Annotated in this window: 8 protein-coding genes; 4 read left to right on the top strand and 4 right to left on the bottom strand. The window is 69.4% G+C overall.

What is annotated here, in order from left to right:
* Nucleotides 1-25 precede the first annotated feature (25 nt).
* The gene (locus tag V5740_RS12450; RefSeq protein ID WP_347304523.1) at nt 26-994 is read left to right on the top strand and encodes a cupin-like domain-containing protein; all 969 of its coding nucleotides are present in this window, start codon (nt 26-28) and stop codon (nt 992-994) included.
* Entirely contained in the window at nt 991-2,475 is a 1,485-nt protein-coding gene (locus tag V5740_RS12445; protein ID WP_347302796.1) for a tryptophan halogenase family protein, read from the top strand. The genes V5740_RS12450 and V5740_RS12445 overlap by 4 nt, the downstream gene beginning before the upstream one ends.
* A 37-nt stretch (nt 2,476-2,512) precedes the next feature.
* Here the strand turns inward: V5740_RS12445 and V5740_RS12440 are convergent, their stop codons facing one another.
* Nucleotides 2,513-4,054 carry an aldehyde dehydrogenase (NADP(+)) gene (locus V5740_RS12440; RefSeq protein ID WP_347302795.1) on the bottom strand — a complete coding sequence of 514 codons (1,542 nt, stop codon included), beginning with the start codon at nt 4,052-4,054 and terminating at the stop codon, nt 2,513-2,515.
* Between the two features lie 149 nt (nt 4,055-4,203).
* On the opposite strand from V5740_RS12440, the gene V5740_RS12435 reads away from it, so the two are divergent.
* Together V5740_RS12435 and V5740_RS12430 are read left to right on the top strand one after the other, a co-directional pair.
* Entirely contained in the window at nt 4,204-6,657 is a 2,454-nt protein-coding gene (locus V5740_RS12435) for a glycoside hydrolase family 3 N-terminal domain-containing protein (RefSeq protein ID WP_347302794.1), read from the top strand.
* Nucleotides 6,657-8,735, top strand: coding sequence for an SGNH/GDSL hydrolase family protein (locus V5740_RS12430; protein ID WP_347302793.1), 2,079 nt, complete (start codon nt 6,657-6,659; stop codon nt 8,733-8,735). The genes V5740_RS12435 and V5740_RS12430 overlap by 1 nt, the downstream gene beginning before the upstream one ends.
* A gap of 56 nt (nt 8,736-8,791) precedes the next feature.
* Here V5740_RS12430 and V5740_RS12425 read toward each other — a convergent pair whose 3' ends face one another.
* The 3 genes from V5740_RS12425 to V5740_RS12415 form a co-directional block, all read right to left on the bottom strand.
* Nucleotides 8,792-10,213: a sugar porter family MFS transporter gene (locus V5740_RS12425; protein WP_347302792.1), complete on the bottom strand. Its 1,422-nt coding sequence runs from the start codon at nt 10,211-10,213 to the stop codon at nt 8,792-8,794.
* A gap of 45 nt (nt 10,214-10,258) precedes the next feature.
* Complete coding sequence (locus tag V5740_RS12420; protein WP_347302791.1) at nt 10,259-12,037, bottom strand: IlvD/Edd family dehydratase; 1,779 nt, start codon at nt 12,035-12,037, stop codon at nt 10,259-10,261.
* A 77-nt stretch (nt 12,038-12,114) separates the two neighbouring features.
* A complete protein-coding gene (locus V5740_RS12415; RefSeq protein ID WP_347302790.1) occupies nt 12,115-13,176 on the bottom strand; it encodes a LacI family DNA-binding transcriptional regulator in 1,062 nt (353 codons plus the stop codon).
* Nucleotides 13,177-13,183 lie beyond the last annotated feature (7 nt).

Below are 13,183 nucleotides of genomic sequence, written 5' to 3'. Positions count from 1 at the left end.
CTCCGACGGTTGGGACACGATCCCGATGGCGGAGCTGCTGGCGGACGGGCAGCCGGTGCTGCTGCGTGGATTCGGCCGGGACTGGCCGCTGGTACGCGCCGGGCTGGCGGGGCCGCACGCCGCGATGGACTACCTGCGCCGGTTCGACGCCGGGCATGCCATGGTCGGCTATACCGGCGACCCGGCGATCGGCGGGCGCTTCTTCTACAATGACGACATAACCGGCCTGAACTTCCGGGCGGAGCAGGCGCCCCTGGCCGATTACCTCGGCCGTATCGCCGCGACACTGGGCGACCCGGCCGCGCCAGCGATCTATCTCGGTTCCGCCGATCTCGACACCTTCCTGCCAGGGCTGCGCGCGGAGAACGGGCCAGCGCTGGACGCCGCCACGTTGGGCGGGGAACCGACAATCAGCATCTGGCTGGGCAATCGCACGATCGCCGCCACGCATTACGACATGTCGAACAACATCGCCTGCTGCATGGTCGGCCGGCGCCGTTTCACCCTGTTCCCGCCGGACCAGATCGCCAATCTCTATCCCGGCCCGCTGGAGCCGACACCTGGCGGGCAGGTCGTGTCCATGGTGGACCTTAACGCACCCGACCACATCCGCTATCCGCGCTTCGCGCAAGCACTGGCACGGGCGCAGGTGGCGGAGATGGAGGGGGGCGACGTGCTGCTCTACCCCGCACTGTGGTGGCACAATGTGGAGGCGCTGGACGGGTTCAACGCCATGATCAATTACTGGTGGAACCCGGTGCCGCGCTTCCTCGACACGCCGATGAACACGCTGCTGTCGGGCCTCCTCAGCCTGCGCGACCGGCCGGAAGCGGAGAAGCAGGCGTGGCGCGCCATGTTCGACTATTACCTGTGGGGTCCGCCTGACCTGCCCGCCGCGCATCTGCCGGAGCATGCGCAGGGTCCGCTCGCCCCGCTGGATGACATCGCCGCCCGCCGCCTGCGCGCGCGGCTGCTGCAAAGGCTGAACCGATGAAGCGCGTGGTAATCGCAGGCGGCGGCACCGCCGGCTGGCTGGCGGCGGCCGCGCTGACGCGGCAGTTGCGCGACCAGGTCGCCGTGACGCTGGTGGAATCGGATGCGATCGGCACGGTTGGCGTGGGCGAGGCGACCATCCCTACCATCCGCCCGTTCCATGCCCTGCTGGGATTGGACGAGCGCGAGTTCCTGCGCGCCACCGGCGCCACCTTCAAGCTAGGCATCAGTTTCGAGGATTGGGCACGGGTCGGCGACCGCTACATCCACTCCTTCGGCACGCTGGGCCGGGGCACCTGGATGGCGGAGTTCCATCATTTGTGGCTGGAAGCGCGCCGGCAGGGCGTCGCCGGTGACATCGGCGCCTGCTGCGTGGAGCACGAGGCGGCGCGCGCCGGCCGCTTCACCGCGGACGAAGGCGCCGCCTTGTCCTACGCCTACCACTTCGATGCCGGCCGCTACGCCGCGTATCTGCGTCAACGGGCGGAGACGCAGGGATTGACCCGCGTGGAAGGGCGCATCAACCGGGTCGAGCGGGATGGCGCCAGCGGCGACATCGCGGCGCTGGTGCTGGAGGGCGGCGAGCGCATCGAAGGCGACCTGTTCATAGATTGCACCGGCTTTCGTGCGCTGCTGATTGAGGGAGAGTTCGCCGCCGGGTGGGAGGATTGGGGCCACTGGCTGCCCACCAACCGCGCGCTCGCCATGCAGACGCGCGCCACCGGGCCGGCGGTGCCGTTCACCCGCGCGGTGGCGCACGATGCCGGCTGGCGCTGGCAGATCCCGTTACAGCACCGCGTGGGCAACGGGCTGGTCTATGCCGCCGATCACCTGTCCGACGACGAGGCGCATGCCCGCCTGCTGGCGAGCGTCGAGGGCGAGCCGCTGACGGAGCCGCGCCTGATCCGCTTCGCCACCGGCCGGCGCAAGCGCGTGTGGATCAACAATTGCGTGGCGCTGAGCCTGGCGAGCGGGTTTGTGGAGCCGCTGGAATCAACCAGCATCCACCTGACCATGATCGCCATTACCCGCCTGTTGCAGCTATTCCCCTTCGACGGCGCCACCACCGCCCGCGCCGCGCGGTTCAACGATCTGGCCAGCCGGGAGCTGGAGCGGGTGCGCGATTTTGTTGTCCTGCATTACGCGCTAAATCAGCGGCCGGAGCCGTTCTGGCAGCGCGCGCGCGCGATGGACCTGCCCGCCACGCTGGTCGAACGGATCGCGCTGTGGCGTGAAGGCGCGCAGGCGTGGCAGGGGGCGGACGACCTTTTCCGGGTCGACAGCTGGGTGCAGGTGATGCTGGGCCAGCGGCTGGAACCTGCCGGCCATCACCACCTCGCCCGGCTGATGTCGCCGGATCGGCTGCGGCAGGCACTGGCCGACATGCAGGCGGGCACCGCCGCCGCGGTCGATCGGCTGCCGGCGCACCAGCAATTCCTCGACCATTATGCCGGGCCGCACCCGGCAGTGGCGATGGCCTGAGCCGACCGGGATGGTCGGCCCAGGTATCGCAGGTGGCTCAGGCCGGCTTGCCGTCCACCAGCTTCGGCAGGGCGGCGCCGTCGCGCAGCTCTACCGGCAGCAGCTCCTCCGGCAGGTTCTGGTAGGAGACCGGCCGCAGATAGCGGTCGATCGCCATGGTGCCGACGCTGGTGGTGCGCCCGTCGCTGGTGGACGGGAACGGCCCTCCATGGACCATGGCATGCGCCACTTCCACGCCGGTCGGCCAGCCATTGGCAAGCACGCGGCCGGCCTTCAGCTCCAGCTCGGGCAGCAGCCGCTGCGCCATGGCGGTGTCGCCCGCATCCATCTGGATGGTCGCGGTCAGCTGGCCCTCGGCCTCCTGCAGCACGCGCACCAGCTCCGCCTCGTCACGGCAGCGGACCAGCAGGCTGGATGCGCCGAACACTTCATGGCCCAGCGCCGCATCGGCCAGGAACGCCTCCGCCGTGGTGGCGAACAGCGCGGCCTGCCCACAGGTGACGCCCTGCCCGGCCTGGCCACGCGCGATCGTCTCCACCTTGGCGTGCTTCGCCAGTTCCTCGACACCTTCGTTGTAGGCGGCGTGTATGCCCGGCGTCAGCATGGTGGAGGCCGGCGCATCGCCCATCGCGGCGCGCGCCGCGTCCAGGAAGGCGTCCAGCCCCTCACCCTCGACCGCCAGCAGCAGGCCGGGATTGGTGCAGAACTGGCCGGCGCCCATGGTCAGCGAGGCGACGAACGCGGTGCCGAGCGCGGCGCCGCGCGCCTTCAGCGCCTCCGGCATCAGCAGCACGGGGTTGATGCTCGACATCTCGGCATAGACCGGGATCGGCACCGGGCGGGCCTGCGCCAGCTTCATCAGCGCGGTGCCGCCGCCACGCGAACCGGTGAAGCCGACCGCGGCGATGCGCGGATCCTTCACCAGCGCGCCGCCGACCGTGTTGCCGGACCCAAGCACATGGCCGAACACGCCTTCGGGCATGTTACAGGCGGTGACGGCGCGCTTGATCGCATCGGCGACGAGCGAGCCGGTCTTGGGGTGGGCGCCATGACCCTTCACGATCACCGGGCAGCCCGCCGCCAAGGCGGAGGCGGTGTCGCCGCCCGCAGTGGAGAAGGCGAGCGGGAAGTTGGACGCGCCGAACACGGCCACGGGGCCGAGCGGTACCTTGCGCAGGCGCAGGTCCGGGCGGGGCAGCGGCTGGCGTTCGGGCAGCGCGGGATCGACGCGCAGACCCAGGAAGTGCCCGTCACGCACCACCTGCGCGAACAGCTTCAGCTGGCCGACAGTGCGGCCTCGCTCGCCTTCCAGCCGGGCGCGCGGCAGGCCGGATTCGCGCATGGCCGCCTCGATCAGCGGATCGCCGATGCCCATGATCTCGTCCGCGATGCGGTCCAGGAACGCGGCGCGTTCTTCCAGCGGGCGGCTGCGGTAATCGTCGAACGCGGCAGCCGCGGCCGCGCAGGCGGCATCCACGTCGTCCGCGCTGTTGGTGGCGAAGGGCTCGCCGAACGGCTCCCCGGTGGCAGCGTCGATGGAGCGCAGTTCGCCTGCGGCAGGTGCGGTGAGTGTCGCCATGGAATAGATCCTTTTCACGCGTGGAAGGGACAGCTGCCGCGCCATGTAGGCCGATCGTCGGCAGGCGCAATGCCATGCTTGGACGGGCATAGCCTGCAGTTCGCGGTAACGTTATCAATTACAAGCCGGATGGGCAAGGAGCTGAGGACATGAAGAAGGCGTTTCGATCCATCGGGTGGGCGGCACTGCCCGTTGCGGCCTTGCTGGCCGGTGCCGCCGCGGCGCAGCAGGCGGCGCCCGCCGGGGAGGAGCGCGGCGTCGCCAATCCCGCCATGTGGCCAGAGGTGGACAGCCGCGGGCTGATCGTGCCGGAGACGGAGGCGTTCGTCACCGAACTGATGGCGCGCATGAGCCTGGAGGAGAAGGTCGGCCAGATGGTGCAGGCGGACATCGCCTCCATCGTGCCGGAGGATCTGCGCCGCTATCCGCTCGGCTCCGTCCTGGCGGGCGGGTCGTCCCCGCCGCTGGGCAAGGGCGACCGCGCCAATGGCGCTGACTGGGCGGCCACGTCCAAGGCGTTCGAGGCGGTGGCCATGGAACGGCGCGACGGGCACAACGCCATACCGCTGCTGTTCGGCGTGGATGCCGTGCACGGCAACAACAACATCGTGGGCGCCGTGCTCTTCCCCCACAATGTCGCACTCGGCGCCACCCGCAACCCGGACCTGATCCGCCGGATCGGGGAAGCGACGGCGAAGGAGGCGGCTGCCGCCGGTATCAACTGGACCTTCGCGCCCACCGTGGCCGTGCCGCAGGACGATCGATGGGGCCGCACCTACGAAGGCTATTCGGAAGACCCCGCCGTGGTCCGCGCCTTTGCCGGCGCCATGGTCGAAGGGCTGCAGGGTGCCAATGCCTCGGGCACGATCCAGGACGGGCGGCTGGCAGGCAGCGTCAAGCACTTCCTGGGCGATGGCGGCACCACGGACGGCGTGGACCAGGGGGAGACGAACATTCCGGAGGCGGAGCTGATCCGCATCCATTCCGCCGGCTACCCCCCAGCGATCGCGGCCGGCGCGATGACCGTCATGGCATCGTTCAATTCATGGCAGGGGCAGAAGATGCACGGCAACCGGTCGCTGCTGACCGACGTGTTGAAGGGCCGGATGGGGTTCGACGGGTTCATCGTCGGCGACTGGAACGGTCATGGCCAGATTCCCGGCTGCACCACCACCGATTGCGCGCAGACCTTCACCGCCGGGCTCGACATGGCGATGGCGCCCGACAGCTGGAAAGGCCTGTTCGACAGCACCATCACGCAGGTGCGCGCGGGCACCATCCCGATGGAGCGGGTGGACGATGCCGTGCGCCGCATCCTGCGCGTCAAGCACCGGTTGGGACTGTTCGATCCGGCGCGGCCCTGGACGGACCGTGCGGGCGTGATCGGCGCGCCGGAACACCGGGCGATCGCGCGCGAGGCGGTGCGCCAGTCGCTGGTCCTGCTGAAGAATGACGGGGTCCTGCCGCTGAAGCCAAGCGCGCGCCTGCTGGTCGCCGGCACCCATGCGGACGATATCGGCAAGCAGTCCGGCGGATGGACGCTGAGCTGGCAGGGTGACGGCAACACCAATGCCGATTTTCCCAACGGGCAGTCGATCTATGCCGGCATTGCGGAAGCGATGCAGGCAGGCGGCGGCTCCGCGACGTTGAGCGTCGACGGCAGCTTCACCGCCAAGCCCGATGCCGCGATCGTGGTGTTTGGCGAGTTGCCCTACGCAGAGATGCGCGGCGACATCCGCACGCTGGAGTTCGAGGCCGGCGACAAGCAGGCGCTGGAGGTGCTCAAGCGGCTGAAGGCGGCGGGTATCCCGACCATCTCGGTGTTCCTGTCCGGCCGGCCGCTATGGGTGAATCCGGAGCTGAACCAATCCGATGCGTTCGTCGCCGGCTGGCTGCCCGGCACCGAAGGCGGCGGCATCGCCGACGTGCTGATCGCCGGCGCCGATGGCACGCCCCGCAATGACTTCGTTGGCAAGCTGTCCTTCAGCTGGCCCAAGAATGCCGGGCAGTTCACGCTGAATGCCGGGCAGGCCGGCTACGACCCGCTGTTCCCGCTCGGCTACGGGCTCAGCTATGCGCAGGGCGGCACCGTGCCGCAATTGGGCGAGGTGGCGGGCGTCGATGCCAGCCTGGCCAATACCAGCCTGTATTTCGCCCGCGGCCGTGTGCCGCAACCGTTTGCGCTGGAACAGGCAGAGGGTCTGGCGCAGCGTCCGGTGGACGGGCCGGAGACGCAGGAGGGCGCGGTGCAACTGACCTGGAGCGCACCTGCCACCGCGATGATCGTGGGACCGACGCTGGACCTAACGCGGGAGACGAACGCCGACGTGCTGCTGCAATTGCAGTACCGCGTGGATGCCGCGCCGACCGGGGCCGTGCGCGTGGGCATGGGCGACGGCCTGGTGGACGTGACGCCGCAGATGGGCGCCGATCCCGCCTGGCGCACCTTGCGCGTGCCGCTGAAGTGCTTCCGCGCGGCCGGCAGCGACATGACCACCATGGCGGTGCCGGTGAAGGTGGCGGCGAATGCGCCCTTCACCCTCGCCATCGCCGATGCCCGGCTGGTGACCGATCCGGAGGGTGCGGTTTGCCCAGGGCAGTGATGCGCCGCCTCTGGCTGGGCAGTGCCGCCGCGCTGCTGCTGGCGGGCAGCGGCGCGGGCGCGCAGGACTGGACCGCCAGCTGGGGTACGGCACAAATCCGGGTCGAAGGGGCGGAGGCGGACAAGGCCCCGCTGCCCGGCCCCGTCAGCGTGCGGCAGGTAGTGCGCCTGTCGATCGGCGGGCCGACCCTGCGGGTGCGCCTGTCCAACATCTTCGGCACGCAGCCGCTGGTCGTGGACGGCGCCGCCGTGGGCCTGGTCGCCGCGACCGGCCAACCCGCACTGGTGGACGGCAGCCACCGGGCGCTAACCTTCGCCGGCGCATCGTGGGTGCGCATCCCGGCGGGGGCGGAGGTCTATTCCGATCCGGTCATGCTGGCGACGCAGGGCGGCAGCGACCTTGCCGTCACGCTGCACCTGCCCGCCGCGCCGGCGGTGCGGACCGGCCATCCCGGATCGCGCGCGACCGCCTTCACCATGGCGGGCGAGCATCTGGAGGACCCGACCTTTGCCGGTGCGACGCCGATCCCCGGCTGGCACCTGCTGGCCGATGTGGAGATCGCTGCCACCGCAGAGGTCGCGCCCGCGCGCACGATCGTGGCGATCGGTGATTCAATCACCGACGGGTACGGCGTGCAGCCCGACACCAACCGGCGCTGGACCGATTACCTGCTCACCCGCCTTGGCGCGAATGCCGCCACGCGCCATGTCGGCGTGATCAATGCCGGGATCGGTGGCAATCGCATATTGCTGGACGGGATCGGCCCCAACCTGCTCGCCCGGTTCGACCGCGACGTGATCGCCCGCAGCGGAGTGACCGATGCGATCCTGCTGGAAGGGATCAACGACCTTGGCACCCTGACGCGGGAGGCGCCCGCCAGTGCGGAAGCCCATGCCCGCATCGTGGCGGAGATCACCGGCGCCTATCGCCAGCTGGCGGCGCGTGCCCATACACACGGCATCCGCCTGATCGGCGGCACGATCACGCCCTTCGTCGGCAACGACTACTACCATCCGGGCCCGGAGAGCGAGGCCGACCGGCAGGCGATCAACGCGTTCATCCGCACCAGCGGCGTGTTCGACGCGGTGATCGACTTCGACGCCGCGATCCGCAATCCGGCCGATCCGTCGCGGATGCTGCCGGCACTCGACTCGGGCGACCATCTCCACCCATCGACGGCGGGATACGCGGCGATGGCGGCGGCGGTACCGATCGACCTGTTTGCCGGTGACGCCGGGGATGCGCCGCTGCTGGCGATCACGGTGGACGACATCCCCGCGCATGATCCGCTGCCCGCGGGCGAGACGCACCTCGCGGTCACCCGCGCGCTGATCGCCGCCTTCGGCAATGCCGGCGTCACCCGCCCGATGGGCTTCATCAATGCCGGCAAGGGCGGCGCTGATGGAGAGGCGGTGCTGCGCGCCTGGCGGCAGGCTGGTTTCCCGCTGGGCAATCATGCGTGGTCCCACGCGAATGTCGAGGCGCTGCCACCAGCCGCCTTCGCGGAGGAGATCGCCCGCAACGAGCCGGTGCTCGACCGGCTGATGGCCGGGCAGGACTGGCGCTGGTTCCGCTATCCCTTCCTGTCGGAAGGGCGCGATCCGGCCCGGCTGGCGGCGGTGCGGGAGACCCTGCGCCAGCGCGGCTACCGCGTCGCGGCGGTGACGATGGATTTCAGCGACTGGGCGTGGAATGCGCCGTACGCCCGCTGCCTGGCGCGGGGCGACCAGGCGGCGATCACCGCGCTGGAAGACAGCTACCTCGCCTCCGCCCGGGCGGAAGCTTTGCGGGCCCGTGCGCTGGCGCAGGGCGCGACAGGGGGCGACATCCCCTATGTGCTGCTGCTGCATGCCGGCGCGTTCGACGCCCGGATGATGCCCCGGCTGCTGGCGCTGTACCGCGAGCTCGACTTTCGCTTCGTACCGCTGGCGGAGGCGCAGGCGGACCCGTTCTACGCCACCGCGAACGACCTCACTCTGCCCGGTCCCAGTCCACGGCTGGAAGCCTCCGCGGAGGCAAAGGGCATCCCGGTCCCACCGCGTAGCGAACGGCCCGGCGCGGAGGTTTGCGCACGATAAAACGGGGCGGGGCACCCACCGGCGCCCCGCCCCTGTTCAGCTTGCGGCAGAAGGGCTCAGCCCTGCATCTGCTCCAGCTCCACGCCCTTGGTCTCGTGGATGTAGCGCTTCACCAGGAAGAAGCTGATCAGCGCACAGACGGCGTAGAAGCTGTACGATGCCGCCAGCCCCAGGGCCGACGCCATCACGGGGAAGCTCTGCGCGATCAGGTAGTTGGAAAACCACTGCGCGAAGCCGCACACCGCCAACGCGGAACCGCGGATCTGGTTGGGGAACATCTCGCCCAGCATGACCCACATGATCGGGCCCCAGCTAATGTTGAAGAAGATGACGTAGAGATTGGCCGCCACCAGCGCCAGTGTGCCAAGGCCGGATGACAGCTGCAGCTGCCCCGCGGCATCCAGCGTGCCGTTGGAAAAGGCGTAGACCAGCGCGAACAGCGTGACCGTCATGCCGGCGGACCCGATCAGCAGCAACGGCTTGCGCCCGATCCTGTCCACCAGCGCGATGGTCAGGAAACAGGCCGCGATCGACACCGCGCCCGACACGATGTTGATCAGCAGCGACTGATCCTCCGTGAAGCCGGCCAGCTGCCACAGGGTGGAGCCATAATAGAAGATCACGTTGATGCCGACGAGCTGCTGGAACACCGCGAGCACCAGCCCCGCCCACACGATCGGGCGCAGGAAGGTGCCGGGGGCGCGCACGTCCGACAGGCTGGGCGGGCGACCGCCGGTGAAGCTGTTCTGGATCTCCACCAGCTTGGCCCGCGCGACCGTCTCCCCGAACAGACGGGTCAGCACCGCGCCGGCATGGTCGTGCCGGCCTTTTGCCACCAGGAAGCGCGGCGATTCAGGGATGAAGAACAGCGCGACCAGGAACACCGCGGCGGGCACGGCCTGCATCAGGTACATCCAACGCCACGCCTCCAGCCCCGCCCACCACAGATTGGTGGAGGCGCCGGCGGCCTGCGCCAGGAAGTAGTTCACGACAAAGGCGGTGGTTAGCCCGGTGATGATCATGATCTGCTGCACCGTGGTCATCCGCCCCCGGATATGCGCGGGCGCCACCTCAGAGATATAGGCGGGCGACAGCACGCTGGCCGCGCCGACGGAGATGCCGCCCGCGATGCGCGCGATCACGAACACCGCCTGGCTGCCGGCAAAGCCCTGCACCAGCGCGCCGATCAGGAACAGCAGCGCGGCGAGGCGCAGCACGTTGCGCCGGCCGATACTGTCCGCCAGCGTCGCGGCGGAGAACGCGCCGATGAAGCAGCCGATCAGCAGCGAACCCACGGTAAAGCCAAGGCCGCCTTCCGACAGGCCGAAGGCGGTGGTCAGCCCTTCCTGCGTCCCGTTCACCGCGCCGCTGTCATAACCGAACAGCAGCCCGCCGATCGTCGCCACCGCCACAATGGCGGCGATGAAGCCCATATTCGCCTGTTCGGGCGGCGCGCCGATCGCAGGCCCCCGTGCCACTCCCACATCTACCATCGCGTCCAACCCTCTCCTGAATGTCAATTTCTAGTGATTATGCCGCGGCGTTTTCGCCGCAATCCCCCGATATTTGAGCGCAAATTCCATCACCCCGCCATCGGCGAGCTGGCCGACCTTTTCGCGGTACAGCTCCTCCCACGGCGTGTTGCTGACGGGCGGCGCCACAGGGCTCTCCGCCCGGCGACGGGCGATCTCCGCCTCCTCCACCAAAGCGTCCACGCGCCCAATGTTGAGGTCGATGCGGATCACGTCCCCGTCGCGCAGCCAGGAAAGCCCGCCACCCGCCGCGCTCTCGGGCGAGACGTTGAGAATGGACGGGCTGTCCGACGTGCCCGATTGCCGCCCGTCGCCCAGCGTCGGCAGCGTCAGCACGCCGCGCTGGATCAGCGCATCGGGCGGCTGCATGTTCACCACCTCCGCACTGCCGGGCCAGCCGACCGGGCCGGCACCGCGGATCACCAGGATCGTGCGCTCGTCGATGTTCAGCGCCGGATCGTTGATGCGGTCGTGGTAATCGTCCGACCCGTCGAACACGGCCGCGCGCGCCTCGAACACGTTCTCCCAGCCGGGTTCGGACAGGTAGCGGGCGCGGAACTCGGGACCGATCACGCTGGTCTTCATGATGCCGAAATCGAACAGATTGCCGTGCATCACCAGGAAGCCCGCCGTCTCCTTCAACGGCTGGTCGAACGGGCGGATCACCTCCCGATCCGTCGCCTCGCGCCCGGCGATGTTCTCCCCGATGGTCCGCCCGGTCACGGTCATGCACCCGGTGTCGAGCTTGCCCGCGCCCGCCAGTTCGCACAGGATCGCCGGTACGCCGCCCGCACGATGAAACCGTTCGCCCAGGAAGCGGCCGGCGGGCTGGACGTCCGCCAGCAGCGGCAGGTCGTAGCCATGCTCCATCCAGTCGGCGGCGGTGAGCGTGATTCCCGCATGCGCGGCCATCGCATTGATGTGCGGCTGCGCATTGGACGACCCGCCGATCGCGGTGCAGGTGCGGATCGCGTTCAGGAAGCTTTCGCGCGTCAGGATCGTCAGCGGGCGCAGATCCTCATACGCCATCTCCACGATGCGCTGCCCGGTGCGGTACGCCATCTGCCCACGTTCGCGATACGGAGCCGGGATCGCCGCGCAGCCGGGCAGCGACAGGCCCAGCGCCTCCGCCACGGCGTTCATGGTGCTGGCGGTCCCCATCGTGTTGCAATGGCCGGGCGATGGCGCGCTGTCGGTCGCGCGGCGCAGGAACTCCGCCTCGTCGATCTCGCCCGCGGCGAGCTTCCGGCGGCTGCGCCAGATGACCGTGCCCGAACCCACCAGCTCGCCTTCGTGCCAGCCGTCCAGCATCGGCCCGCCGGACAGGACGATGGCCGGAATGTCGACGGTGATCGCCGCCATGATCCCGGCGGGCGTGGTCTTGTCGCAACCGGTGGTCAGCACGACGGCGTCGATGGGGTAGCCGTACAGCGTTTCCGTCAAGGCGAGCGCCGCCAGGTTGCGGTCGAGCGCGGCGGTCGGCCGGCGGCAATTCTCGAAGATGGGCACCGTGGGGAATTCCATGGGAATGCCGCCCGCGGCGATGATCCCTTCCCTCACGCGCTTCGCCAGGTCCAGGTGGATGCGGTTGCATGGCGCCAGGTCGCTGCCCGATTGCGCGATGCCGATGATCGGCTTGCCGCTCTGCAGCTCCTCCGGCGTCAGACCATAATTCATGAAACGCTCCAGATAGAGCGCGGTCATGTCGGACCGGTGCGGCGCGGCAAACCATTCGCGCGAGCGGAAGGGGCGGACGGGCCGGCGATCCATGGTGGGCACTCTCCTCGCAAGGGTGGCTGCTGCCACCTCAGACTGTGAGCGCTATCACATGATCGCCAGAGTGCAAGTCAGGCGTGGCGTGCCGGTGGCCGGCGGCGGGGCGGCGCGTCCGACTGGCGCCGGATCAGCGTGTAGGGCAGCACCTGATGCCGCCGTTCCGTCGGGGGGGCCTGCCGGCGGATATGCGTGACCAGCATGTCCACCGCAGCCCGGCTCATGTCGGCGATCGGCTGATGGATGGTGGTGAGTTCGGGCCAGATGGTCGTCGCCAGCGTAGTATCGTCGAACCCGCACACCGTCAGGTCGCCCGGCACGTCCAGCCCGCGCCGATGCGCCACCGCAACGGTCGCCGCGGCCATGTCGTCGTTGCCGGCGAAGATCGCGGTCGGCGGCTCCGCCAAGTCCAGCAATTGCTCCGCCGCGTCGAGGCCGGAGCGGTAGGTGAACAGGCCCGGCGCCACCAGGTCGAGGTCGAGCGCGACCTCCGCGTCCTCGAGCGCGGAACAATAACCGGCATAACGGTGCGCGCTGGCCTTCAGCGTCGGTCCGCCCTGGATGAATCCGATGCGCAGATGCCCCAGTCCCAGCATGTGCCGCGTCATGGCATAGGCCGCTTGGCAATCGTCGATGCTGACAGCGAGCTGGTTCGCCGGCGGCACGGCACTGCCCACCAGTACGGTCGCGACCTCCTCCTCCGCCAGCAGGCGGATCAGGTCGGGCGAATCGCACAGTGGCGGCGGCAGCAGCACGCCATCCACACCTGATTCGATCAGGTGCCGAGCAACCTGCAGCTCATGGTCCCCCGGCTCGCATTGTTCGACGATCAGCTGCACGTCACGCCGGCTCGCCTGATCGAGGCTGCCGACCAGGAATTCGCTGAGATACCCGGCGCTGGGATTGGCATACAGCAGGCCGATCCGGTTCTGCCCTGCCCCGGCCAGGCTGCGGGCGGCGGGATTGGGCGCGTAGTTCAGGGCGGTGATCGCGGCATTGACCAGCTCGCGGGTGGCCGGGCGCACATTGCTTTCCCCGTTGATGACGCGCGAGACGGTCATCGGCGAGACGCCGGCCCGCTTGGCAACGTCGATGATCGTGGGGGCGGAGCGCTGTCGGCGGGAGGTTTTCACCATGTGGCAA

This window comes from Croceibacterium sp. TMG7-5b_MA50 (genome assembly GCF_039830145.1).
Classification (GTDB): Bacteria; Pseudomonadota; Alphaproteobacteria; order Sphingomonadales; family Sphingomonadaceae; genus Croceibacterium.
The sequence above is the reverse complement of the archived record's forward strand: the minus strand, read 5'-3'. Positions and strand labels throughout refer to the sequence as shown.

What these genes read in the sequence shown, in the direction of transcription:
- V5740_RS12450 (WP_347304523.1), top strand. Translation starts at nt 26, where the DNA reads ATGGCGGAGCTGCTGGCGGACGGGCAGCCGGTGCTGCTGCGTGGATTC.
- V5740_RS12445 (WP_347302796.1), top strand. Translation starts at nt 991, where the DNA reads ATGAAGCGCGTGGTAATCGCAGGCGGCGGCACCGCCGGCTGGCTGGCG.
- V5740_RS12440 (WP_347302795.1), bottom strand. Translation starts at nt 4,054, where the DNA reads ATGGCGACACTCACCGCACCTGCCGCAGGCGAACTGCGCTCCATCGAC.
- V5740_RS12435 (WP_347302794.1), top strand. Translation starts at nt 4,204, where the DNA reads ATGAAGAAGGCGTTTCGATCCATCGGGTGGGCGGCACTGCCCGTTGCG.
- V5740_RS12430 (WP_347302793.1), top strand. Translation starts at nt 6,657, where the DNA reads ATGCGCCGCCTCTGGCTGGGCAGTGCCGCCGCGCTGCTGCTGGCGGGC.
- V5740_RS12420 (WP_347302791.1), bottom strand. Translation starts at nt 12,037, where the DNA reads ATGGATCGCCGGCCCGTCCGCCCCTTCCGCTCGCGCGAATGGTTTGCC.
- V5740_RS12415 (WP_347302790.1), bottom strand. Translation starts at nt 13,176, where the DNA reads ATGGTGAAAACCTCCCGCCGACAGCGCTCCGCCCCCACGATCATCGAC.